Origin of the sequence: Staphylococcus sp. HMSC34G04 (assembly GCF_001838765.1) — a bacterium.
Classification (GTDB): domain Bacteria; phylum Bacillota; class Bacilli; order Staphylococcales; family Staphylococcaceae; genus Staphylococcus; species Staphylococcus epidermidis.
This window is the reverse complement of sequence record NZ_KV838739.1, coordinates 104812-127651: the sequence shown is the minus strand read 5'-3', so window position 1 is coordinate 127651 and position 22840 is coordinate 104812. Positions and strand designations below refer to the sequence as shown.

Here is a 22840-nt window from a genome sequence, read left to right as displayed (position 1 = left end):
AAGCTTTTTATTAATTTGGGCTTTAAAATATTACAAATTATAATTCTTCATTATTTTTTATTTGCTTTTGAATTGAAGTTCAAACAATGGTGTTTCAGAGGACCCTCTGAACAATCATCACATTCATATAATTTAAAGTCTCGTTTAAAACCATATTTATCATGACGATAGGCATATCTTTTAAATCCTAGTCTTTTATTGTTCGGACAAATGAATTCATCATTAATTTCGTCATATTTCCAATTTTGAGTATTAAAGATGTAATTGTTATATTTTTCATTTTATGTTTCTTCTTAAGTTTAAAGAATATTACATATTTTAGTTTCATACTTTTAATTGCTTCTCAATTTCCTGTTCTAATGCATCTTGTAAAAATCTATAATCTCTTTGATTTCTTTTGTAATCTTCAGAAATACCAACTTTCAATGTATTAGGATTTTTCTTTTCTACAACTTCTTTTTGTATGCTTTTTAATAAACTAATATGATTGGTGTTTACAGTAATGTCTATCTCTATAACTTTATAAAAAATCTCATTTGAAAAATAGATTTTGTTTACATTCATAAATGCAATAAACTCTCGACAAGCTTTTTTTAATCTATTTATATTTGTTTCAATATTATAATATATTCTATAAATTTCTTCTTTTTCATACTTTCTTCTTTCATTTTCTGGTAGTTTACTTAAAAGTTCCAAATTCAAATCACTATATGAATCTATGTCGTTGTATGTATCTATAAAAGCTTGATTTAATTTATTAACTTTAATATGTGCTTCTTGTAATATAGGTCTTATATATTCTAAATTGTATTTAGCTTTATGAATCTTTTTTTCATTAAAATATCTAATACATTCTTTAATAGAATAAATTATAATCCCTAACGCAATTGTAAAGAAAGAATAATAAATAGATGGTGTTTTATCAAGTATATCTAATAATAAGAATTCTATATGTGTATATAAGTCCATTTAATCACCCCATATTTTATATATTAAAATATTTTTTGAATAGCAGACAAGTATAAATTCTATAATATAATTTAATAGTATTGTCCATCTAAACTATATAAAAAAGAAGCTAAGGCAAAATGCCTTAACTCCTTACCCCTATTAGGTTTTCCCTGAAATTGTTTAGCGCTTAGTATTGCTTAATATACTGTTCTCTTTCCCATTCGGATACTTGAGTTCTATTTTAGCAAATTGGGTATAATAAGGTTTATTAAATTGTTAAATCGCTTTATATCAATGTTTTTACTTTTTATTAATGTATCGTAAATTAATTGTAGTTGCCCATTTAGTTGCCCAATATAATAAATTATTTACACTGGGCAACTAACAAGGCTCTATCCCTTATGTAGCAAAAGATAGAGCCTTGTTTTATTTTTCATCACTTTGTTCTAATTCTACTTGATAATTATATAGCTTTATAACCGTTCTAAATCTAGCGTCTTCAATTGATGTTTTACCATTCTTCAAATCTTGAACGGTTTGATAAGGTACACCGCTACCTTTTGATATTTTATAGCCCGTATCCTTATTTAATAGTCCTCTTATACTTTCAATAATATTACTGATTTCGTCCATTTTTTCCCCCCTTTAATAAATTTATTAATGCTAATGTTGTTAATAATGCGATAATACCTTGACTTATATCATTACCTAAAAACAAGTTTAACCATATCAGTACAATTAAAATAATATAAATTGTTTTCATATCATTTATTAAGTGTTAGAGTATAATTAGACAAGCCCTTTCGGGCTTTGTCTCATTACTTATCGTCTTTTATTAATGTCTTGATTATGGCTAATGTGGACATTATATAAAAGGCGATTTCTGTTATAGTTTTAATATTTTCTAACACTTTTTTGTCCTCCTTTCAACTGGTATAGCTTATTTTATCACGATTAACCGTTATAAACAACCCTTTTTTTTACTTTTTTTATCTTTTTTAATCATAAAAATAAGGTAACTGTTACAACAGTTAACCTCAAATATATTTCGCAAATATAGAAATCTTTTTCTTATATTCTACCAAAAAATAGCCATAACCCGAATAAAGTTATGACTATATAACAAAATTTATATTGTTTTGTTACTCAGAATCCTTCGTTGTAGCTTTTAATATATTAGCAACTATACTTCCTAGTGATAATACTCCGATTATACCAGAGGCCCATGGTTGACCCATTACACCAAGAATCACAGAACCAGCTATACCACATATAGAAATTATTGTGCTACTTATTACACCTAAAATTGTTAATTTATCATTGCTTTTATAATAGTTTTCTTGTTCATTTTTAGTAATTGCAATGCGATTCTCTTGTTCTTTCTCAGCCATTTTTAAAATTCTATCTCCTGCTCCAGGTAATGCCCTTTCATACTCTTTAAACTCTTTTGAGTCGGGAAGCGGTCCTCTTTTAGTTATAGAGAGTTTACGCATAATAACTTTACGTTCTTCTGGATCAGCTTCTTCTACTAATCTTTTTAAAACTTCTTCCTCTTCTACTCCTTCTTTTTCTACTTTATCTATTTGATTATCTTCCATTATACATTAACTCTCTGTTTCTATAATTTTTTATCGATTTATTCAGGTCTTCACCAACTTTATACCAATCATTGCTTAGTTCTTCTGAATCTACTTTAGAATCTATCAAGTATCGATGATAACGAATTTTATCTTTCCCTATATTGGCATTCAAATCTCCAGAAATCAGAAATGCGTTTTTTAAGGTTTTTAATATTACCTGCATAATGATCTCCTCCTTTAAAATTATTATATACCACTTCTTATGCTTTTTGTAAAATAATTAAACATTTTAATCATAAAAAGGGTAGCCATTTCTGACTACCCTTTTAAATTATTTATATACTTCTTCTACTTCAATAGTGTGCTTATGCACCCAGCCATTGTTACTTGGTGAATATGTTCTACACCAAATATTTCCTTGTGGATCTTGAATTTCTTCAAAAATATAAACTTCTGTACCCGCTTCAAGTACATCAATTTCTTTAGCAAAACTATAGTTATCAAAACTACTACCTGCACGTTCACGTAATGAAGCATCATATTTAATTCTACCTCTATAATAAGGTTCTTCAGACCAAACTTTGACACGTGTACAGCCTACTGGTTTCTTTTCAATAATTTCGTCATGTTCTTCAGGTTGATTCACAATTGTTTCTGTATCAACATCTTCGCCATCAATATAACGTTGCACTAAATTATCAATCACATCGATTTCATCACGACCATAACCACATGCTTCAAGTGCATTACCTGGATCGCGTTTATCATCTTGAATATCTTGATGACCAGGAGCTTTATTAAAGTGGTCGATATTCCATGATTCAAATAATACTGCAAAGACACGTGCGAAATTATCTAATGCTTTTAATGATTGTTCTCTATCATCAGAAAAATAACATAATTCTCCACCAAATGCAGCATCATTTGCATCATCTCCAAAGTAATAGTTATCTGTTGGTGTATCGTATAGAACGTGCCATGCTTTTTCATCTAAAGGCACACAGATAATACATTCTTTATCATCAACAAAGAAATGTGCTGAAGCAGTTGAATCCCAATCTTGCATGTAAGTATTTTTATAATAATCTACATTGTGTTGCGCCGTACTGTTTGGATTACCTGTATCATGGTACACTGCAAAAATTGGGCTACCTGTGTCTAATGGTTGTCCTGTTCGTCTTGTTCCATAAGGTAAAAAGTCTGTATATACGGGTACACCGTTCCATTCTCCTATGTATTCTTTTGTCATTATAAAAACCTCTTTTCTTGAATATAAAAAAGTAGCTATCAATTTTAATAGCTACTTGTATTTGTCATAAATATAAAATTCTCCTGTTAAACCAATTTTATTATAAAGTTCACTAATTATTTGAGCTTGAACTTTTGCCCAAGATATATCCGTCGCATATTGATGTTGTCCTGGTTTTAATGGATTCCATCGCATTCTATAAAGAGTGTTTTGTCCAACATCGAAATAAGATCGTCCAACAAATTTAGCTCCTCCTTTAATAGCGCTATCAGGAGAGGTCCACCCATGATTTCTAGCAAAATCAATTGCATTATCAGGATTATTATCAAATGCTCCTATACCAAAATAGTTATAAACACCATAACTTCCACTAGCATAATTTGATCGTCCATAATTACTCTCTAAAAAGGCGTGAGCAATAAGATAAATTTCATTCATGCCACTATTTCTACCAGCTTCTGAAAATGATTGCCCTTTACCTGAAAGCGTACCTTTACCATTAAGAATTTGATTCAACTTATCTACTGAAATTCCTTGAAATTGATTTAATTTTAATAACTGATACTTTTGTACATTGTCATTAAAAATCAAATTGGTATTCATAGCTCTACTTGTCTGATCTCTACTTGCACCATACCAAGTATAGCCATTATTAGTTTGTGGAGGAGGATTTAAAGAAAACTGTATATTTAAAGCCTCACTCAAAGTGTATTTACTCACTACGTTTTCTACTTTATTTCCACTAGAATTAATTTTATTACTAGTTTCTTGAGAAATATTTATTGTAACAGGTATCAATACATCTTTTGTATGAGGATTTAAAAGTTCATTTCTTATATTGTAAATTTCAATAAGTTCTTTAACTGCATCTGTTTTATCTTTAAATTTTAAATCACTTACCTCTTTTATTTTTTTACCTACGTGAAACTCAATTGTCTTCCAAGCTTTATTATCTATTTGAATAGTATTCTCGTTAAAAGGTAGTTTATACCTATCACATATTTCTTTAATTTTTACCATTGTAGTAATTTCATTCATTAAAAAATGGCTACTTATTATATTTCTTGTTTCATTTATTTCAATAACAATACAATTTTCATAGTTAGGCACATCAAAGTCCATTGCTCTACTTTCCCAAATATAATTTCTATCTATATAAAAATGAGAAATATCATTCGGGTTAAGAGTATCTCTATATTTATATAATTCTAGTGTATTTAATACAGAATCACGATTTTTTATTAAAATTTTACTAGGCTTACTACTTCTTTTTTTGCCCTCCACTATATAGTGAGATAGTGTTTCTGTCTTTTTCTTTTCTAGTATTGAAGTAGTAAAGCTAATTTTATTAATAACTTTAGTAGATTTATTGTTAGATAAAGTCTCTCTATTTTCAACAGACTTCACATCAGACTGACTACTTTTAGTGTATGGAGGTCGTACAAAGTGTGTTACTCCGTAATAACTATGTTTAACTTTTGCAGCAGGACTTCCATAATTTTCATTAACATCAAACCAGTTTTGATCCACACCCCAAAAATAGTCTTTTGTAGAAGGTCCGATAACTATATCAGTATGTCCCCATCTTATCCAAGGGTCACTTTCCGCAGTCCATACAGCTATGTCACCTGGTTCAGGTATAAATTCAGGTGTATTTCTTATAATTTGAAATCCACGAGGGTAATTATTATAAAAAGGTATATCTCTAGCATTTCCAGGTGTTTTAAATCCCCAAATCTTGTAAAACAAGTAATTAGGTAAATCCCAACATTGAGCTCCATAACCTGAACCAGGAACATCAATTCTTTGCCCTATAATGCTGCTTGCCCAATTAACTACTTCATCAGCTGTTGGTATTCGATTTGTCGGTAATGACACATTCATCACCTCATCTAGTTGTCTTTAACTTTATAATCACTATTTTGGTTAAGTCTTTTTTTCAACATCTCGGGAACTGGTACACCTATAGCATCAGCATTTTCAATAATACTTGTAGCTTCAGTTAAGATTAAGAATAATACAGAGCTATTTATTAATATTCCATCAAGCCTAAAAATTATATCTAAAGTATTAGCCACTAAAATTACACATAAGTATGCAATCTTTTTTACATAGCCAGTTATTGCTTTATGGCTCCAAAGATTTCCGTTAATAATAGCTTTTAAGATACCAGTAAATATATCAATAAAAATCATTATAAGTAATAAATAAATAAAAACTTTATTACCTGAATAAATCAAACTCATAAAATCTTCTACCTCTATGCTGTACATCTTTGCTGTATCCACTGCTTGCTCACTCCATTTATTAATAAATTCCATAAATTGCGGTAATAGTTGCTGTTGAATCTACAGCTGGCTCATTATCTGTAGCTATTTGAGTTTTTGTAATTGTTAAGTGTGTATCATCTTTGATTAGAATCCCAATTTCTTCCAAGTATCCATTTTTTAAATTTCCATTTGTTAACCTTAATCCAATTTGATTGAGATATACTTTTTGTCCATTATTTGGAACAGTAACAAATTTAGTAGCATTACTATCAGTATAGAAACTAACATTTATTATTAAATTGAGATAATTATGAACACTATCTTTTAATTCAATTGTTGTATCTTTTTTAGCTGATCCTCTCCAAAGTAGTATTGGTTGTGATGATCTCCAACGTTGATATAATTGTCCTTTATATTTCTCGATAGATAGTCCAGTGCCTAAAATAGTTAACATCCCATTATTTTCGTCTTTCATTATTGCCTGAATATATCCATCTGCATTATTACTATTTCTTACAGGCATATTTTGTGTTGTAGAATTAAAATAATAAAATCCTGATTTATTAATATTAGCGGGATTTACAATTGCTTCTCCACTAATCGAACCATCTAACTTATCACTAACTAATTCTTTAATTTTTTGTTCAGTATTTTGTTTGCTATTTTGTAATGAAGTTGCAAAATCAGACACTTGTTCAGTCAATTGGTTTATTTGGTTATTTAGTTCAAATTTGGTTACCAACTCTTTACTTTCCATTGATGATTTTAATGCTTTAATTTGAACATCAAGCATGTTTGCAGTTTCTAATTGGCTTTGAATCTTAGTCTTAGTATTCTCAGAAGTGCTGTTAAGTTCTCTTAATCCTGATTCAACTGTAGTTCTTAAACGTTCTAATTCTTTTTGATATTCAGTAAAATAGCTTTCAGAATTTATACCAAATTCCACTTTATTCTTTAGAACTTTTACATCTACCTCGATAGTAGAATCAGTTTGTTCTCCTCTTTTTAATTTGAAAAATGCTTGTTGATAATCACCCTCAGCAGTACTTGCTTGTTGTGGAAAAATATATCTAAACACTCCATTTTTTGGATCTACTACTGTCCCACCAGTAGTATCAATAATATGTTCTCCATCAGGTTTTATACCTTCGAAAATGGGTTCTAAATCAGTAATATTATATGGCGTCCCGTTGGATGTTACTGAAATAGTAATCGCTTTTAAACCGCCATCCCCTACACGACTAACAATATATTGTTGCTTTTCTTGCTGAGTACCTAATTTTGTAATATCAAAAGTTAATTCTTGATTGGCCATTTACTACACCTTCCTTAACCGTAAAAATAATAATAGTTTTTTAATAATTCGTACATAATCACTTCATGAATTAATTCATTTGGATGTAATCCATCTATCATGCATTTGGATCTAAATGCAGGATTATAAGGATCAATAATATTTGTATGATATGCATCAAATACTGGCACACCTAATTCTGTACAGGCTAACACTTGTGCATTGACATAATCTTCTAAAGTTAAATCTAGCGAATTTTTATCAGTATCTTTACGTCTAATCTGATTTCCATTAACAGGTAATTGTCTTGTAGCGGTCATACAAACTATTTTTACACCTTTATTTTGTAGTCTTATTAATTTTATAGTTTGATAAAAAGCGCCATAGAAAGTATTTATATCAGTTTTATCTGTTCCGATTTCAATACCATTACCATAAAGCCAATCATCATCTGTACCTTGAACAATAACTAAATCCGCATTTTGAATTTGGTTTGCTTGCTTATAAATATTATTATTACTTGTTGTTGAAAAAGTTGCGCCACCTACAGCAAAATTATTTGTTCTAACATTTAACTTTTCAGATAAGAATTGTCCGTAATTTTTTTTAGCTCGACTACCACGTGCTACAGAGTCCCCTATACAATATATATTTCTAATTTTTTTGATACTATCTGACAGGACAGAGTAGTCGTAAACTAGAGTTCCATTAGTTGTTACTTTAAGATTGCTTAATCTATCTTTATTTTTGATATTATTTATATCGCTGTTAATACGTTCAGAAAGTGTTTTATGTACATTACCAGACATATCAATTTTACTTTTTAAAAATTCTTCTGTTATTTCAAGTGGTGACACCTCAGGCATAATTATTGCTCTAATTTCTTTTATTAGTTGATCATAGCGATTATCAAATTCAGAGTTCACCTGTTTAACTATAGTGTTATCACCTTTAGGAATGAACTTAGCAAGTTCTTTGAAATTTTCTTCAACATCTTTTTTGAAGTCTCTAAATACTGGTGACAAATTAGTTTTCATATAAAATCATTCCTTAATATTCTAGTATTTCGTGTAATCGAATTTTATTAGCGTTATTTTTAAAATTATCATCTGTCCCTCTAATTTGTTGATCATTAACAATTACAACTTTCGTACATATTTGCCCAGATAAGTTTATAGGTATGACTTCGGTCACTTTTACATTTCTATGCAGTTGAACATGTAACTTAGGTAAGTATTGGTAATGATATAAATCATCAGTTTCATCTAAACGCCAAACTAAAATAATTCCATTATTACAAGATGAAATGCTTTTATTTAAATTTACCGTTTGTTGATTACTTGGCCATAAATTTATATCCTGTTTAATTAAAGTACTATTTAATGGAACGTTATTTATCCTAGCTGAGTATTCATTTGAGTTTGTTTTTAATCTATCTAAACGTTTTTTGTCCTCTGCTGACATTAAACCTGCTTTTTCTGGGGTAGCAACGGTTAAACTCTCTTGAGAAAAACTATTAATTTTATTTTTTTGATCAGGTGTTAATAGTAAACTTTTATCAAGTCCGTCTACGACATCAATATGAGTTCTAGCATATACTTCTTCCCCATCATAAGTTAATGTTCTAGCTTTAGTTATTTGAGTCAAAGTTATTCACTTCCTTATAAAAAACAGACCCTAAATTACTAGAGCCTGCTGAATTAATATTATTTAGTTTTTCTTTATCTTCAATCGACATTAAACCATTATTGTTTAGTGAAGCTAATGGAATAAGATTCATATTTAATCCATTACCGTCAATCAGAGTATTGTATGTTACTCCATAATCAGAACTTATTTGTATCCCCTGAGACTTTGTAAAAGCTACAATCAAGTTTTGATTAATACTTTTTAACCCTGAACTATCAAAATTTAGAGATTGGGACATACCTATAAGTTTAGAAGCCTCTAAAGCTAAATTCTTTATTTTATCTTTATCAGAATAATCGTCATCACGCTTTTTAGTTAAGCTTTTCACATAATTTACGCTGCTATTGACTAATGCTAAATATCTGTCCTTTTTCTTAAAATCTCCCAAAGTTGCATCTTGTTTTACTATTTGGTTATTAATATCTCTAATAGTTTTGACTTCTATAATTCTTATTTCATCAAAAACATTAATAGTATCGTCTTTAACAGGTACTAAATCTCCTACTTTAGCAATTGCATTCTGAAATTTCTCTTTTAAAGTAATAAAGTCTAGCGTCAAAGATTGTTTTAATGAGTTAGTTACAACTTCAATTAATTTAGATCTCATCAGTTTTTCATTAGTAATTTTACCGTCTTTAATCGGTGGCGCTTCGTAAATTCCTATTGAATCGGCTAAAGGATGTCTATATTCCATTTGCAATTGAGCGTTTTGAAACTTATCATTTTGACTATAATTTCCAAAACCTGATGCGCAGGTATAGTATGCATTTGAGTCTTCTTCTAATTTAAAGTTCAATGCATTAGTACCGTTTTTAATATAATAATTAGCTATATTTTCAACATATTTAGTCAAATGGAATTTATTAGTATTAGAGTCAAAACTAAATTCTAATCCGTATCGTTCTAAACCCTTTTTAAAATTTTCTAACCTAGTCGTTCCATCACCAGCATTTTCCCACTTTAAAGATCCAACTTTGGATTCTAATTCATATCTATATCCACTATCTTCGAAAATTAAATCAAAGTATTCTTTAGCAGTATAATGTCCAGTGATATTTTGATAAATAATACGTGCTTTTAAGTCATCAATTTGCTTTTCTTTTGCTATTACTGAAACTTTAGCGAGATTAGAATTAGACTCTCTTCTAACGATGGTAACTACATACTTTTTATTGTCATCAATACCATCTACATTAGTGATAATCCATTTTCTTGTGATAGCGTTGACTATTTCTCTATTATAATTATACTCACTAAACTCAAATTTCAGTTCACTTTCACCACTAATTTTTTCAACCACTTCTGTTTTTACAGGTAGAAAAAATGCATTGTTATCGTGGTTTATTAATTTAATCAATTAATCACCTACTTTTTATAAAAACGTAAATCAAACATTACCTTTTTAACGTTTTGATTGAATGTAAAGTTATTAAATCCTGGCGAAAATTTAGGCATTTCGATATTAGATTTACGATTGATAATGACACCATTTTTCTTGATATTTAAATTGTCATATACAAGAACGTCACCAGGTAAAAGTAGTGTATTTTTTACTGTCATTACTTTGCTATCTGATAAATTCCATGTAAATTTATCTGTCTCTTTACCAACTACAATTGTTACTTTTTTATACATATTAAATTGATTGTTAGCCACTGTACCATGATAAAAAACCTTACCTTTACTAATATTTTCAAATATATAAGTTTGTTTTGATTTCTCGTCGAAATCTATATCCATATCAGAAGACCAATTTCCATCAATTGAACTATAGTGCAATTGAAGACTTGTATTAATAGATTCTGCAAATGGTAATTCAGTTGTTTCAAATTCTAATTCAACATTACATTTATTATTCGTTTGATTAGGGATTAATGTATTACTTAACTTAACTAAAAAATGATAACCATTAACATATACATTATCATTGTCATTAAAAATACAATTACCATTTTTGTCTACTTCTTGATACTCATCTTCAATTGTATCTTTAAATTTATATGACGATTTATTATATTTTCTTAACTCTCTTAAATAAAAAGGTTCATTATCTTGAATAAGTTGAAACAGAAAATCTCTCTGCAAAGAATAATCAAGATTATTTTCGGCAATAAAAAAGACAGGTACTAGAATCTTACGTTTATGATAAACACTACTTGTTAATTGTCTACCATGACATCCTTCAAATTCTTGATACTTGTCTGTTGTTTCGATGCCTTGAACTTTTATATCGGCGACCTGAATATTATAATCAGATAATCTAAAAGTTGTCCCATCTTTTTTTGTAATCTCAATATCCAATTAATCACCTTCCTAAAATTCAAATATCATGTTTCTTGTTGCGTTAACATCATTAACTATGCTAGTTAATGCTTCATTGTCTACATTCATCTCTATTCTAACTGTTTTCATATTAGGTGCACTTTCTATGGTATGTGTATGTTGTACCATTGAAGTAATTTCACCATTAATACCACTTAAGTTACCTGTAATACTATTGATACTAGGGTAGTTTAACTCTGGATTAAACGCATTTGTTAATTTACTTGCAACACTAGTCACAGAGTCGATAACTGAACTACTTTCATTATCAACACCTTTTATAAAGCCGAGCATAGTATAACGACCGAAGGATTTAAAAACTCTCGAAGGCGATTTGATTCTCAAGAAACTCTTAGCAGCATTAACTGCTCCTCCTATAACATCTTTTACTTTATTAATTAGGTTACTGGCCATAGATTTCACACCGTCAATTAATCCCATTATTAAATCTCTTCCTGCGCTTTTGAAGTGATTAACAAAATTTTTAATTGCTTCAAGAGCATTAGAGATTTTTTCTTTAATGACATTGTAAATTTTAGTCATTTTCTCTCTAACTGAAGAGACAATCTCTTGAAATTTTGATGATATAGCTGACCATATTTGTTGAGCAATTGACTTAACAATATTATAAGCACTTGTAATTTTGCTAAATATAACTTCTTTAAGGTAGTTCCATAAGGTACTAGCAATACTAACAATGCCTTGCCATATACTACTTAAAATACTCATGAGACCATTCCATAAGCTAGATGCAATCGAAGCAATCGCATTCCAAATAGTTAAACCTATACTTTTAATGGTTTCCCAAGCACCTGACCAATTACCAGTAATTAACTGCATTGTTAAAGTGATAATACTTAATACAAGAGATATAGCGGTTTGAATTATAGTAGTAATAATAGACCATACTGTTTGAATAACAGTGACGACTATATTCCAATTTGTTTGTATAATAGTAACGATAATATTAATGATTGTCATTATGTAAGTCGAAATACCGTTCCATATTGTCATAATTGTATCCATAATAAGTTGGTTATTTTGTTGCCACCACGTCACCATACTTCCCCATATTCCTTTTACAAAAGAAACTACCGCATCTATGGCTGATAATATTGCATTATAAATTATATTCCAAACCTCAATAACTTTATTTCTAAAAGTTTCATTAGTTTTCCATAAATAAATTATAATTCCTACAAAAGCTACCACTGCTGCAATAATTAGTCCAATTGGAGAAACTAAAAATGTAAGTGCTGAACCTAAAATAGGTAATAATCTTGATATCATTCCTATAGGCCCCATTAATAAACTAAATGCTGCCTTTAAAATATTTATTGGACCCTGTAAAAGGGTAAAACCTCTACTTAATAAGAGTAATGCTGTTTTCAAAAAACCAAATCTTGATATTAGAGGAGCTATAAAAGTTATAAAACTAACTAATGCAGGAACAATAGACATTAAACTGCCACCAAACATAACTAAAACACCTATTATTTGGGCTACTACTGGATGCGCCTCAAATAATTTAGCTACAAAACTAGCAACTGAACTTAATACACTTAAAACTACAGAGCCTATTGGAGCCATTGCAGTAATAAAGTTAATAAATGCTAATGCTACATTTCCTACTAAAGAAGCTAACTTAGGACCATTTTCGTTTATATAATCCATAAATTTTTTAAAGCCTTCAGATTGCGCTAAATTATTAGACCAAGTATTAAATTGACTAGCTAAGGTTGAAATTGTATCTAAAAGTGAAGTTGAATTAGATCCAAAAGCTTTAAATATATTTATTATCCCTGTAAAAACATCTAAAAAGATTTGCCCGATAATCGGTAAATTTGTTTTAACAAAGTTAATAAAGTTTTTAATACCCTCAGAAGTAGATACCTGAGTTGACCATATTTGAAATTTTTCGGCCAATGTGTCCAAACTTTTTGCAACATATGTAAACAGTGGACTAAATTGAGTAAGAATATTAACTAACCCATCTCCAAACTTACCAGCCGCACTCAGAATGCTATCAAAAACTGCAACTCCATCAGTATTCAAAGCTTTAAATGCATTTTTGGCAGTATACGAAACACTAATCCATGATTGAAATTTTTGCATGGCACTTTCTACTGACTGACTTACTCCACTAATAAATGGTTTAAGTTGACTTATCGCACTTGTAGCTCCTTTTATTCCGTTCGACATAGCATTAAATATTGCATTGGCATTTATCTTTATGATACCTTCCCATGTATTCTTTAATTCGTCTAAACTATTCATATAGGAATTAGTTGAAGCAGATGTCTCAATCAATCCTTTATCAAGCATATTCAAAGCAGTTTTCGCCATTAATCCAAAAGCTATAGCTCCTGTACCAGCTACTCCAAATGCTCCAACTAAACCTAGAGCGCCGCCTCCAATAATAGCTATAGAATTACCAACTAATGCAATTAAAGGTATTATACTTGCTACAATAGGAATTAAAGCTGAAAACGAAGTGATTAATATACCCTTAACTACACTCCCGCCTATAGTCCCAAAAGTCCTAATAGAACTAGCAATTCTATCCATACGTTTATTAAATAATTCTACTCTTGAATTTACTATATCTAAAGATTTACTGAAAATGTTGGTGTCACTTTTTGTCTCAGTCTTAATTTTGATTTTATTAGGAATACTTTTAAGCACTTTTTTAAATATTGAAACTTTGGCAATACTTGCAGCAGTTTCAACTTCGACTCTAGTTTTAGCCTCTCTCCCATTTAAATTTTTAAGTGCTTGATTAGCATTTAAAACTTTTGTTAAAAAGAGTTTATCAGATAAGTCAATAATTGTATTAATTCGTTCATTACCCAATGCATTTGTTAAAGTTTTATACTGCTCTAGTTTATTAATTGCCTCTTTAGTTTTAGCTATAACTTCTGTATCAACTTTACGATCATCAATTTGATTTAAATTAAAGTTAAATTTATTAATTTTTGAATTCGCTTCAATATTTTCAAGAGCTATTGTAGGTTTTACTATTTTATTCTCAAGATTATTAAAAGACTGTGTAAAATTCGTTAATTTGGACTTTGCTAAATTATCTTTTAAATCTAGAATCGAAACAATTTTTTTACTATCTATCACATTATAAATATTTTCTAATTGACTTACTTTAGTTAGTGCATTTTGTATATTACTATCAATTCTTACAACATGTTTACCTTTTTCAAATCTTTTTACAGCTTGCTCTGCTTTACTTAATTTAAACTTTAAAAGCTTATCATTTACTTTTAAGTGAATATCATCTATTTTTGACACTATTTTATCGAATTTTTCTATTTTTTTAATCGCTGCTTCTATCTCAGACTTAAATTTCAAGGTGTTAGCTTTAAGTGTAGTACTTACAGTGTAGCCTGTGCTTTCACTCATATTCCCCACCTCCTAACTATTAGCATTTTTGTTAATCTCAGCTATAACTTCAAATAGAGCAGTTTGCTCTGGTGTGACTTCTTCTTTCTCGTTATTAAATATAATACGTTTACCTTCTAATAATCTTTTATAATTATATTCATAATCCAATATGTCATTCACTGTTTTAAATACATAAGCTTCTTTAGGTTTCTTTTCTGTTCCTACATTTTTAGTTGCTGATGCATCTCTAATTGCAAACGCCAGTTTATATAGATCATGTTCTTTTCTTAAAATATCGAAACTTAACGCATACATACGATAATTAAATTCTGTTAATGTCATAGCATTTATTTCACTTAAAGTCATAATTCCTAAATCACTCATACAAGTTATAACTATACGATCATACGTCATCTTTTCATTAGATTTACTAACTATTTCGCTTTGACTAGGTCTTGGGTTAATGGTTTGTTTCCCAATTCTTCAATTAGCACTTTACCAAATGTTTTGAATGATCCATATTCTTCAATAATTTCATTCAATACTGACTCAAGCTCATCTTCATTTTTCGGTCTTCCTTTTTGTCCTTTAGTACAAGCTTTAATAATCTTAGCAATCGCTAAAACATTACCAGTTTGTAGTTTAGGTAATAAAGTTTCAAGTCCTTCACCTAGGTTAATGTCTCGAACTTCATATCCTAATTCTTTATCAATTGCATTTAATTCGCCTAATCCAAATTTCAATTCTAATTCATTTTTGCCACTTTTAATTTTTACCATAATAAAACACCTTCCTATATTAAAAAGAGCAGGCACATTGCCTGCTCAATATTTTATATTAGTATTAAAGAGAATCTGATGTTCTAGATACTTGGGAACCCGTTGAGACTGCGCCAGTAGTTGTTTCAGAACTTGAAACAGGTTGCGGAATGGCTTTAGTTGCTAAGCCATCATCTGCAAAGTCATCTTTAGTTGTATTATGGAATCTATAACCAACTTTAGCTAATTTCTCTTTGACTTCAGTAGGAATAGTAGCATATCCACGTTGATATTTATCGTGTACTGCAAATTCGACTTCGTATTCTTCCACAGATCCTGTCTCACCTTTGCGTTTGAATTTTTTGAAGCGTCCTTGATGATACTTAGCTTTAAATTTGCCTTTATCAGCTTTTTCTCCCTCAATTTGACTTTCAACTTCCCATACTTCATATGCAATCTTGTCTCTAACTGCATCTTCAAACTCATCACATAATGGATCATCATAATTAGCTTTAGCTGTAGCAGATAATGTGTTCTCTAATGAACCATCGCTTGTATAACTTCCGTCCATTGTTTCTTCAATGTCAAAGTCATTTTCTAATTCATTCTCAAATTCAGTCATAAACATCATTTTAGTAGCGTCTGTTTTTTCGCCACATTTTCTGAATAAATAAAGTCTATCTTGACTCTGTTTATACATAACATAACCTCCTATAATATTTCATATTCAACATTAATTATTGAATGTAACAAAGCTTTATCAGTTGAATAATCATCTATTGTATTAATCGTCATTTCATTATATCTAACTTGATAATCTTCTATTTCAATTGATTTTGATAATGTATTCTCTACATACTTAATGCATTGATCGTGTCTACCTAAATTATTGCCTTCACTCCATATATCAATTGTTCCTCTTACAACACCATGAAAACTATTAAATGTATAAGCAGATTTAGTAATTTTAAATTTTTTTATAACAAAAAAAGGATAAGGTATATCATTAGCTATATCTTTAACATCTATAACTTCAATACCTAATCCTTGTAATAAAGAGAAAATCTTATCAAAAAGTAATTGTGTTGGTGTATATTCAGCTGTCATAATTTACTCCTATCCATTTATTAATCTTTCTAAATCTTCGTTTACTTGTTTTTTTAATGATAAATAAGTCGGAAAGATAAAAGGCTCTTTATTCATATATCGTGTGCCATATTCCAAATATCCACTATAGTGTGCATTCGAAATTACTTCATAGTGCATAGGCGCAATTTTTTTTGCTTTAATCATTCTAGCTAAATTACCAGTCCAATAACCTTTAATAAATGCTTGTTGAGCATTTTTAATAGCTAATTCTACACCTTCATTAGTATTATTCTTTAATATAAAGTCAACGTCTTCATCGATATCATCATGCATCACTTTTAACTTAGTCAATAAATTATTAACGCCTTCTACTTTCATTGTTATACTACCTCTTTTACATATAACGAAGTAGAGTGTTGATAAGTTTTAGTTTTAATAACTTTATATTCTTTGCCGTACATTGATGCATGGGTTGGCTCATAGTCTAAAACTTTAGGTAATCTAATCACATTGATATCTTTAGTAACTTCACCGAATTCAATTCTTACTTTTTCTGCTGTTAAAGTATTACGGTTGCATGGTAAAGTTTCTAACTCATTTTTTTCTGTTTCCTTACGTTTAGTAATTGGATTATAACGGGACTCAAAATAATAGTATAAAGTAACTCTTTCTTTGTAACTCATTAGTAAAAGTTCACGTAACCTTTCTTTTCATCCTTATAATATAAATTATCTAGTATTTTATTATATTCTTCAAAATCCCCTTTTTCATAACTACTTGAACGCCCATCTTGAGTTTCTGAGGTCATACCTTCTGCACCTATACGGTTGTAACGTTTAGTAGCAACCTCAACAATAATAAATTCTATTTCTTCAGGAACATTATCCTCAATAGTCGGAAGCATAGCTAATAGTTCTTTTTTTACATTATCAATAATGACTTTTAATTGATCATCTTGTTTATCATCAGTTATAAGGATACGTTTTTTAACATTCTCTAAAAAGTTCAATTTCTATAACCCCAATCTTTAGGAACAACTTCTACAGTTCGTTTATGTACCTCTTCAGGTTTCTCATTAGCAAAAATGGTAATTTCTGCAGTTCCTTCTTTCAAAGCGTGAATTGTACCATTTTCATCTATAGATGCTATTTCAGGGTTTGAAGAAATATAAGTGACTTTTTGATTTGTAGCAAAAGAAGGGGCTACTTTTGCTCTAATTTTACCCTCCTCATCTATACGTACATATATTATACTTTTACTATTATGAACACTTAAATATTTAACAGGTACATATTGAGTCATAATTTCAGGTATATTAATCCTTTCAGACTCAACACCATCTATTTCCCATACAATCTGAAATGTTCCTTCTGGATAATTAGTATCTGGTTCTAGGTTTTCAAGTAGAATAAGAGTATCGTCATAGGTATTATCAGAATATTTAATATTTCCTTCCTTTTTAGCTACAACTTTATCCCCTTTATAAATTTTAATAAATCTTGGTTCCAACAAAAACACCCCTTTATAGTTACTTATATACTAAAAATGCTCCATCGTAATATGGGAACATTCTAACTAATTGGGGTTTATCTGGGTAATTGATCGTCAGCTTTAATTTTCACCTTAACTACTGCATCAATATTCTCTGGGAATATTTTCAATCCAGTCATTAGCACTGTCTCAGAAGTTAATCGATTAGATCGAATGTCATGTAATACACCTACAAAACCAGTTTCGTCTGTAGCAAAGTTAAATGCACGTCCTAGTTCTCCATTAGGATTTGCAAAAGCAACATTTAAGTTTTCAGAGGCTGTCATCCAAACATCACCTTGTGGTACTTCAGCTAGTTCGATAACTTTCACACCTACATAGTTAGTTAATAATCCCATTCCAAATAGTGATCCATTTGAAACAATTAATCCATTGGCAATATGTTCAGCTGTATCATCAGGGTTAACGAAAGCAATAGGTGTAATATCGCTTTCAATAACCGTTGATAGTTTTGCACGACCTTTAGCTAAAGCACCTTGTAAATTTTTAGATTTTAAAGCTCGTTTTCCACTATCTAATTCTGTACCTGCTGAAGCTTTTAATACTTCTGAAAAATCAGTTCTAATTTTCTTTTGTGCGTGTCTTAATAATTCATAATCTGTTTTATTAACTGCTAAATCAAAGCCATGAGCTTGAATAGATTCAGCAGGAGTAGCTTTACGATATTTATCAAATACCAATTCAATAGTTTGCACTAATTCTCTTTTAACTTTAGTTAAAGGAATTTCATCGCCTTCAGCTACATGATAATCAGATTCTTCAACACTATATTTATAGATTTTAATATTAGATCCTACATTCATAGGTAGTTTATTAGTTACTCCTAATATTTCTAATAATTTATTGATATTATTGCCAAACTTACTTGCAAAATCGATAGACTTTGCTTGGCTCAAGCTTTCAGTATTTGTTAAATTATACTCCACTGTCATAATGTAACCTCCTATTTGTTAAATAAATTAAGATTTTGCGCAATTGCATTTTGTCTTTGTGTATCATCTTTAATTGCTAAAATGTCATCTTTTGTCATCCTATTTGATTGAGTGCTTACTGGTGAGTCTTGTCTTAATGCTTTTTCAACATTTGATTTAACCATTTGATTTACAAGACTAGTAAATGATTCAACATTTTTTTTAGTTTTTTCAGCATCAGAATTGACTAATATATTAACAATTTGATCATCAAAATTTTGCACACCAAATTCATTAAGCATTGTACGCGTTTCATTCTTCATTTGAGATAAAGCTTTTTCTGCTTTTAGTTCTTCATTTTCTTTTAACAGCTTTTCCAACTCATATTGATTCTTTTGGTCTTTATTCATCTTGGCTAGTTTTTCAGCTTCCTGAATTGCATCTTTCATACGTTCATCAGATTTCCTTTTTTCTCTAGCTAAACGATCCTTAATCATTTGAGATACTTCTTCTTGGGAGAATGTTTTCTCCTTTTGTTGGGCTTGTTCATTAGGTGTTTCTAAATTCTCATTGCTTTTTGTTTCTTCAGTAATATTACTTTGGTTGTTTTCCATGAGATATACCTCCGTTTATAGTCTGTCGACTGCGTATTCCATACTTGCTTTTATAACGTCATCAGCACGTTTTGGACATAAAAAATAACCTTCCGTAGAAGGTTAAAAAAGTGTATAAAAATAGCACCACTTTCTCTTTATCTATGCAGAAAGGATGCTACTAAGATATTAATTTTATACTTTTTATTTCCGATTCATCAATTGAATATATTCCTAAATCTGTCTCTAAATCCATATTATAATTTCCCGTATCAGTTTCTAACGGATTTTCATAGTCGGTAACTTTACCTATTAAAACTTTTTGATTTGTTAAAACAACCATTATCTTATGCCCATAAACATCTCTTATATGCAATATTATCACCTACTTTTTAATATAAGGTATAACATGTGTACCAGTTTTTGAATAATGTACTTTTCCTTTACTTGTCTCAATATATTTGTTATTGATAAAAGATTTTCCAATTGGTAACTTAAAATCAATAATTTCCTTACGATTAAACTTCCCATTCAGTAATAGTAATTCCCCAGTAGTGGCTTTGACTTTAACTAATTTATTTAGTTCCTCATTAGAAATAATTGTAAAACTTGGTAATTTATCTCCATTTATTTTAGCCATTTCAACACTTTGCTTAAATAACTCATGTTCTTTATTATGTCTATTTTGTTTTTCAGGATTTATATCTAATTTTATTTTACCACTACGTATCATATCAAGCATTTCTTTTTTTGCTTTTTCTTGTATTTTTTCTTTTTCTGATTCTTTATTCTCTGTTTGATACTTTCCTTTACGCTCATTAAAGAATTTATCTCGCCAGTTGCCCACATGTGGCACTGTAGTACTTCTGCACCAAGGGTGCATAGGGGGCGCATTTATGCCAGGTATCATGTCTTTAACTTTAAATATTTTACCGTTTAAAGAGTGACATATTTTAGATGTTTTTTTATCAATTTTAGCCACGTATTTATATTCGCCATCTTCACCTAATTCTTTAAGATAAGTTAACTTCTGTGATTCAGCCTGCACACGTGCTGATTCAGTAACTAACAATCTACTTGCATTATAAGTAGTAGTGTTAATTTGTTTCTTAAAATCCTTTATATACTCATTAGGATGTCTCCCTCTAAGTAATACATTACTCGTTGTTTTTTCTACTTCCTTTTGAACTACAGCCATATCTTGCCATAATCTTGTAGACCAGTTCACACCTTTGAAGTTACTGTTAACAACCGCTTTTACTTTAGTTTCATCAATTTTCACATGTTCACCAAGTATATGTGCTTGTCTTTTAACTTCTCTATCAACTGCATCAACTAACTTTTTTTCTATTTCATCTTGAATATCTAAAGTGGAGTCTTTGACTATCAAATCTAATTGCTGCTTTAATAGCTTTTCTCTAGATACCTTCATAGACAAGTTATAAAGCTTAAGTGCGTTGTTTGCCTCATCGCTAAAATCTTTACGTTTCACATATTTCTTAGCTTTATTTCGAAACGCATATACATCGAAGTCATCAGCTTTTTTCATGACCTCTTGAATTGTTAAACCAGTATCTGTTGCATATTTCGCATAAAAAGCTAGTAATTCTTTAGCTATTTCAGCATACATTTGTAAAATAATTCGTTCTACTTCTATTACTGCTTGTGCATCCGCTAATGATTCAGCGTTTATGACATTCTGGGCGCGTTCTAGCCAATAATCATAACTATTGGGCATAATTATCAATCATTTCTTTATCGTCGCTAAAATGGCCGTTAAAATGCGAATTATCAGCTTGTTCTCTAGTTTTTCTCTGCTCATCTTCCATTTTTTTAATTTCTTCATTAGGATTATCAATAATAGGCAGTATTTTTAATCTAGTTTGTTCAGAAACGCCACCATTTAACGCATTAAAGGCTTCAATAGATTCTAATAATGACTTAGGTAAGTTGGGAGTAAATGTGATATCAATCTTTGAATAATCATGTGAATAAACACCTGTTAAATTAATATTTTTCAGAAGTAACTTGTACCGCTTCATTAATCCTTTTTTAAATAAGCGTTCTTTAATTGCTCTAACTTGTTCTAAACCAAAAAGTTTATACTTCATTGATTCTCCAGATTGAACGCCACTAAAGTTATCATCATTCAAATCAGGCGTATTAGTAAATTTATGAATATCTTTTTGAAGTCTAGTTTTATATGCTTCTGCACCATTAACATCATATTGCTTATAAATATATTTAACTTCAGCACTTCCATCATTACCATTAGCATTAATACCTGGCTTCACATGAACCATATTTGCTTGTCTGAATTTCTTAGCTTCCTCACCATCAATTTCTATATTTCCGACAATTGCTAACATAGCATCATTTAAATCAGTCATGTAATTAGCAGTATCTGATTGAGCGCTATCATATAAATCTATAAGTGATAATACATTTTCAAAGTCTCCTTGTTTAAATTGATCATTAGTATATTCAATTATTGGAACATCTTTAAAATAGTGAGGCAGTTCATCTATTGAACTAATTGTTCCACCTTTAATAGTTACATAATATATTTTTTCGTTCGTATAAATCTCAATATTTTGAAGTGTTTCACCGTCAACAGCCTTAGTATCATAGTATCTAATACCAGCTATAATATTTTTATCAATGCTCTTATCATAAATAATAAAAGTACTCTTAGGGTCTAAAACCTTGAATGTATCTTTACCTTCTTGATTACGGTACACAATCTCATATGCTCGGCCATAAATAGAAAGATTAAGTGCTAAATCACTATTAATAGCATCAGCATCGTTATTATTATTTAGCTGTATAATAATTTCATTTGTCTTTTTATCTTTATGTGTAATAGTTATAGGATTACCAGTTAAATAACCCACTATAAACCTTGTTACATATTTCGCATAATTATGGACTGCCCTATGATCGGCTTTATCTGTTAAATCTTCAATTCTTCTGTTACTCGATAATATATCTGTATTTCTATTTAGATAATAAGCTTCTAACATATTTAAACGTGGCACTTGTTCTTGCTTATGTTTATTAATAAGGCTCAGTAAAACTTCATCTTTTAATAGGTTTGAAACATCATTAATTATAAAATCATCATTAGCCACTGAAGAAAACTTAGTAATGTTATTCTCTTGGGTGTATATTGTCATTGTTGTTCACTTCC

General features: G+C 29.6%; 26 protein-coding genes and 2 pseudogenes. All 28 read right to left on the bottom strand.

The window, feature by feature from the left end; genetic code table 11:
• Window positions 1-33: 33 nt before the first annotated feature.
• A pseudogene (locus HMPREF3241_RS12295) lies at window positions 34-278 on the bottom strand (IS5/IS1182 family transposase); the annotation flags it as partial.
• Between the two features lie 46 nt (window positions 279-324).
• The gene (locus HMPREF3241_RS07400) at window positions 325-969 is read right to left on the bottom strand and encodes a hypothetical protein (protein ID WP_002496216.1); all 645 of its coding nucleotides are present in this window, start codon (window positions 967-969) and stop codon (window positions 325-327) included.
• A gap of 408 nt (window positions 970-1377) precedes the next feature.
• The gene (locus HMPREF3241_RS07395) at window positions 1378-1584 is read right to left on the bottom strand and encodes a hypothetical protein (RefSeq protein WP_002499642.1); all 207 of its coding nucleotides are present in this window, start codon (window positions 1582-1584) and stop codon (window positions 1378-1380) included.
• Window positions 1585-2093: 509 nt separating this feature from the next.
• Window positions 2094-2549 (bottom strand): DUF2335 domain-containing protein, encoded by a 456-nt coding sequence (locus HMPREF3241_RS07390; protein WP_002499644.1) that lies wholly within the window; start codon window positions 2547-2549, stop codon window positions 2094-2096.
• Window positions 2539-2754 (bottom strand): hypothetical protein, encoded by a 216-nt coding sequence (locus HMPREF3241_RS07385; protein ID WP_002499645.1) that lies wholly within the window; start codon window positions 2752-2754, stop codon window positions 2539-2541. Before HMPREF3241_RS07385 ends, HMPREF3241_RS07390 begins: the two co-directional genes overlap by 11 nt.
• A gap of 108 nt (window positions 2755-2862) precedes the next feature.
• Complete coding sequence (locus HMPREF3241_RS07380; RefSeq protein ID WP_070853572.1) at window positions 2863-3780, bottom strand: peptidoglycan recognition protein family protein; 918 nt, start codon at window positions 3778-3780, stop codon at window positions 2863-2865.
• Between the two features lie 51 nt (window positions 3781-3831).
• A complete protein-coding gene (locus HMPREF3241_RS07375; RefSeq protein WP_032606850.1) occupies window positions 3832-5664 on the bottom strand; it encodes a glucosaminidase domain-containing protein in 1833 nt (610 codons plus the stop codon).
• An 8-nt stretch (window positions 5665-5672) separates the two neighbouring features.
• Window positions 5673-6068 carry a phage holin family protein gene (locus HMPREF3241_RS07370; protein WP_002499648.1) on the bottom strand — a complete coding sequence of 132 codons (396 nt, stop codon included), beginning with the start codon at window positions 6066-6068 and terminating at the stop codon, window positions 5673-5675.
• A gap of 19 nt (window positions 6069-6087) precedes the next feature.
• Entirely contained in the window at window positions 6088-7365 is a 1278-nt protein-coding gene (locus HMPREF3241_RS07365) for a phage baseplate upper protein (protein ID WP_070853571.1), read from the bottom strand.
• A gap of 14 nt (window positions 7366-7379) precedes the next feature.
• Entirely contained in the window at window positions 7380-8381 is a 1002-nt protein-coding gene (locus HMPREF3241_RS07360; RefSeq protein WP_002499650.1) for an SGNH/GDSL hydrolase family protein, read from the bottom strand.
• A 13-nt stretch (window positions 8382-8394) separates the two neighbouring features.
• Window positions 8395-8991, bottom strand: coding sequence for a hypothetical protein (locus HMPREF3241_RS07355; protein WP_002499651.1), 597 nt, complete (start codon window positions 8989-8991; stop codon window positions 8395-8397).
• Window positions 8975-10390, bottom strand: a complete 1416-nt coding sequence (locus tag HMPREF3241_RS07350; RefSeq protein WP_002499652.1) for a tail tube TT1 domain-containing protein — start codon at window positions 10388-10390, stop codon at window positions 8975-8977. Before HMPREF3241_RS07350 ends, HMPREF3241_RS07355 begins: the two co-directional genes overlap by 17 nt.
• An 8-nt stretch (window positions 10391-10398) precedes the next feature.
• Entirely contained in the window at window positions 10399-11334 is a 936-nt protein-coding gene (locus HMPREF3241_RS07345) for a phage tail domain-containing protein (RefSeq protein ID WP_002499653.1), read from the bottom strand.
• Window positions 11335-11346: 12 nt separating this feature from the next.
• Window positions 11347-14766: a phage tail protein gene (locus tag HMPREF3241_RS07340; RefSeq protein WP_070853570.1), complete on the bottom strand. Its 3420-nt coding sequence runs from the start codon at window positions 14764-14766 to the stop codon at window positions 11347-11349.
• 12 nt (window positions 14767-14778) lie between these two features.
• Entirely contained in the window at window positions 14779-15132 is a 354-nt protein-coding gene (locus HMPREF3241_RS07335) for a hypothetical protein (RefSeq protein WP_032606852.1), read from the bottom strand.
• Window positions 15133-15182: 50 nt separating this feature from the next.
• Window positions 15183-15527 carry a tail assembly chaperone gene (locus tag HMPREF3241_RS07330; RefSeq protein WP_002499656.1) on the bottom strand — a complete coding sequence of 115 codons (345 nt, stop codon included), beginning with the start codon at window positions 15525-15527 and terminating at the stop codon, window positions 15183-15185.
• Between the two features lie 64 nt (window positions 15528-15591).
• Complete coding sequence (locus HMPREF3241_RS07325; protein ID WP_002499657.1) at window positions 15592-16206, bottom strand: phage major tail protein, TP901-1 family; 615 nt, start codon at window positions 16204-16206, stop codon at window positions 15592-15594.
• A gap of 11 nt (window positions 16207-16217) precedes the next feature.
• On the bottom strand, window positions 16218-16613 hold the full coding sequence (locus HMPREF3241_RS07320; RefSeq protein ID WP_002499658.1) for a hypothetical protein: 396 nt from the start codon (window positions 16611-16613) through the stop codon (window positions 16218-16220).
• Between the two features lie 9 nt (window positions 16614-16622).
• Entirely contained in the window at window positions 16623-16973 is a 351-nt protein-coding gene (locus HMPREF3241_RS07315; RefSeq protein ID WP_002499659.1) for an HK97-gp10 family putative phage morphogenesis protein, read from the bottom strand.
• A 2-nt stretch (window positions 16974-16975) separates the two neighbouring features.
• On the bottom strand, window positions 16976-17278 hold the full coding sequence (locus HMPREF3241_RS07310; protein WP_002499660.1) for a hypothetical protein: 303 nt from the start codon (window positions 17276-17278) through the stop codon (window positions 16976-16978).
• Entirely contained in the window at window positions 17278-17604 is a 327-nt protein-coding gene (locus HMPREF3241_RS07305; protein ID WP_002499661.1) for a phage head-tail connector protein, read from the bottom strand. The genes HMPREF3241_RS07310 and HMPREF3241_RS07305 overlap by 1 nt, the downstream gene beginning before the upstream one ends.
• Window positions 17601-18104: an Ig-like domain-containing protein gene (locus HMPREF3241_RS07300; protein WP_002499662.1), complete on the bottom strand. Its 504-nt coding sequence runs from the start codon at window positions 18102-18104 to the stop codon at window positions 17601-17603. Before HMPREF3241_RS07300 ends, HMPREF3241_RS07305 begins: the two co-directional genes overlap by 4 nt.
• Window positions 18105-18181: 77 nt before the next feature.
• Window positions 18182-19078 (bottom strand): hypothetical protein, encoded by an 897-nt coding sequence (locus HMPREF3241_RS07295; protein ID WP_002499663.1) that lies wholly within the window; start codon window positions 19076-19078, stop codon window positions 18182-18184.
• Between the two features lie 11 nt (window positions 19079-19089).
• Entirely contained in the window at window positions 19090-19671 is a 582-nt protein-coding gene (locus HMPREF3241_RS07290; RefSeq protein WP_070593231.1) for a DUF4355 domain-containing protein, read from the bottom strand.
• Window positions 19662-19755, bottom strand: a pseudogene (locus HMPREF3241_RS13180) (hypothetical protein); the annotation flags it as partial. The gene HMPREF3241_RS07290 and the pseudogene HMPREF3241_RS13180, both read right to left, overlap by 10 nt.
• Window positions 19756-19831: 76 nt before the next feature.
• On the bottom strand, window positions 19832-20026 hold the full coding sequence (locus HMPREF3241_RS07285) for a hypothetical protein (protein ID WP_002499666.1): 195 nt from the start codon (window positions 20024-20026) through the stop codon (window positions 19832-19834).
• 9 nt (window positions 20027-20035) lie between these two features.
• Window positions 20036-21388, bottom strand: coding sequence for a minor capsid protein (locus tag HMPREF3241_RS07280; RefSeq protein ID WP_002499667.1), 1353 nt, complete (start codon window positions 21386-21388; stop codon window positions 20036-20038).
• Window positions 21378-22826, bottom strand: coding sequence for a phage portal protein (locus tag HMPREF3241_RS07275; RefSeq protein ID WP_002499668.1), 1449 nt, complete (start codon window positions 22824-22826; stop codon window positions 21378-21380). Before HMPREF3241_RS07275 ends, HMPREF3241_RS07280 begins: the two co-directional genes overlap by 11 nt.
• Window positions 22827-22840 lie beyond the last annotated feature (14 nt).

Coding starts and splice junctions, on each gene's coding strand:
- HMPREF3241_RS07320 (WP_002499658.1), bottom strand. CDS start 16,613: ATGACAGCTGAATATACACCAACACAATTACTTTTTGATAAGATTTTC.
- HMPREF3241_RS07295 (WP_002499663.1), bottom strand. CDS start 19,078: ATGACAGTGGAGTATAATTTAACAAATACTGAAAGCTTGAGCCAAGCA.
- HMPREF3241_RS07395 (WP_002499642.1), bottom strand. CDS start 1,584: ATGGACGAAATCAGTAATATTATTGAAAGTATAAGAGGACTATTAAAT.
- HMPREF3241_RS07330 (WP_002499656.1), bottom strand. CDS start 15,527: ATGGTAAAAATTAAAAGTGGCAAAAATGAATTAGAATTGAAATTTGGA.
- HMPREF3241_RS07400 (WP_002496216.1), bottom strand. CDS start 969: ATGGACTTATATACACATATAGAATTCTTATTATTAGATATACTTGAT.
- HMPREF3241_RS07340 (WP_070853570.1), bottom strand. CDS start 14,766: ATGAGTGAAAGCACAGGCTACACTGTAAGTACTACACTTAAAGCTAAC.
- HMPREF3241_RS07380 (WP_070853572.1), bottom strand. CDS start 3,780: ATGACAAAAGAATACATAGGAGAATGGAACGGTGTACCCGTATATACA.
- HMPREF3241_RS07280 (WP_002499667.1), bottom strand. CDS start 21,388: ATGCCCAATAGTTATGATTATTGGCTAGAACGCGCCCAGAATGTCATA.
- HMPREF3241_RS07290 (WP_070593231.1), bottom strand. CDS start 19,671: ATGGAAAACAACCAAAGTAATATTACTGAAGAAACAAAAAGCAATGAG.
- HMPREF3241_RS07375 (WP_032606850.1), bottom strand. CDS start 5,664: ATGAATGTGTCATTACCGACAAATCGAATACCAACAGCTGATGAAGTA.
- HMPREF3241_RS07335 (WP_032606852.1), bottom strand. CDS start 15,132: ATGAGTGATTTAGGAATTATGACTTTAAGTGAAATAAATGCTATGACA.
- HMPREF3241_RS07365 (WP_070853571.1), bottom strand. CDS start 7,365: ATGGCCAATCAAGAATTAACTTTTGATATTACAAAATTAGGTACTCAG.
- HMPREF3241_RS07275 (WP_002499668.1), bottom strand. CDS start 22,826: ATGACAATATACACCCAAGAGAATAACATTACTAAGTTTTCTTCAGTG.
- HMPREF3241_RS07315 (WP_002499659.1), bottom strand. CDS start 16,973: ATGAAAGTAGAAGGCGTTAATAATTTATTGACTAAGTTAAAAGTGATG.
- HMPREF3241_RS07385 (WP_002499645.1), bottom strand. CDS start 2,754: ATGCAGGTAATATTAAAAACCTTAAAAAACGCATTTCTGATTTCTGGA.
- HMPREF3241_RS07390 (WP_002499644.1), bottom strand. CDS start 2,549: ATGGAAGATAATCAAATAGATAAAGTAGAAAAAGAAGGAGTAGAAGAG.
- HMPREF3241_RS07325 (WP_002499657.1), bottom strand. CDS start 16,206: ATGTATAAACAGAGTCAAGATAGACTTTATTTATTCAGAAAATGTGGC.
- HMPREF3241_RS07360 (WP_002499650.1), bottom strand. CDS start 8,381: ATGAAAACTAATTTGTCACCAGTATTTAGAGACTTCAAAAAAGATGTT.
- HMPREF3241_RS07310 (WP_002499660.1), bottom strand. CDS start 17,278: ATGAGTTACAAAGAAAGAGTTACTTTATACTATTATTTTGAGTCCCGT.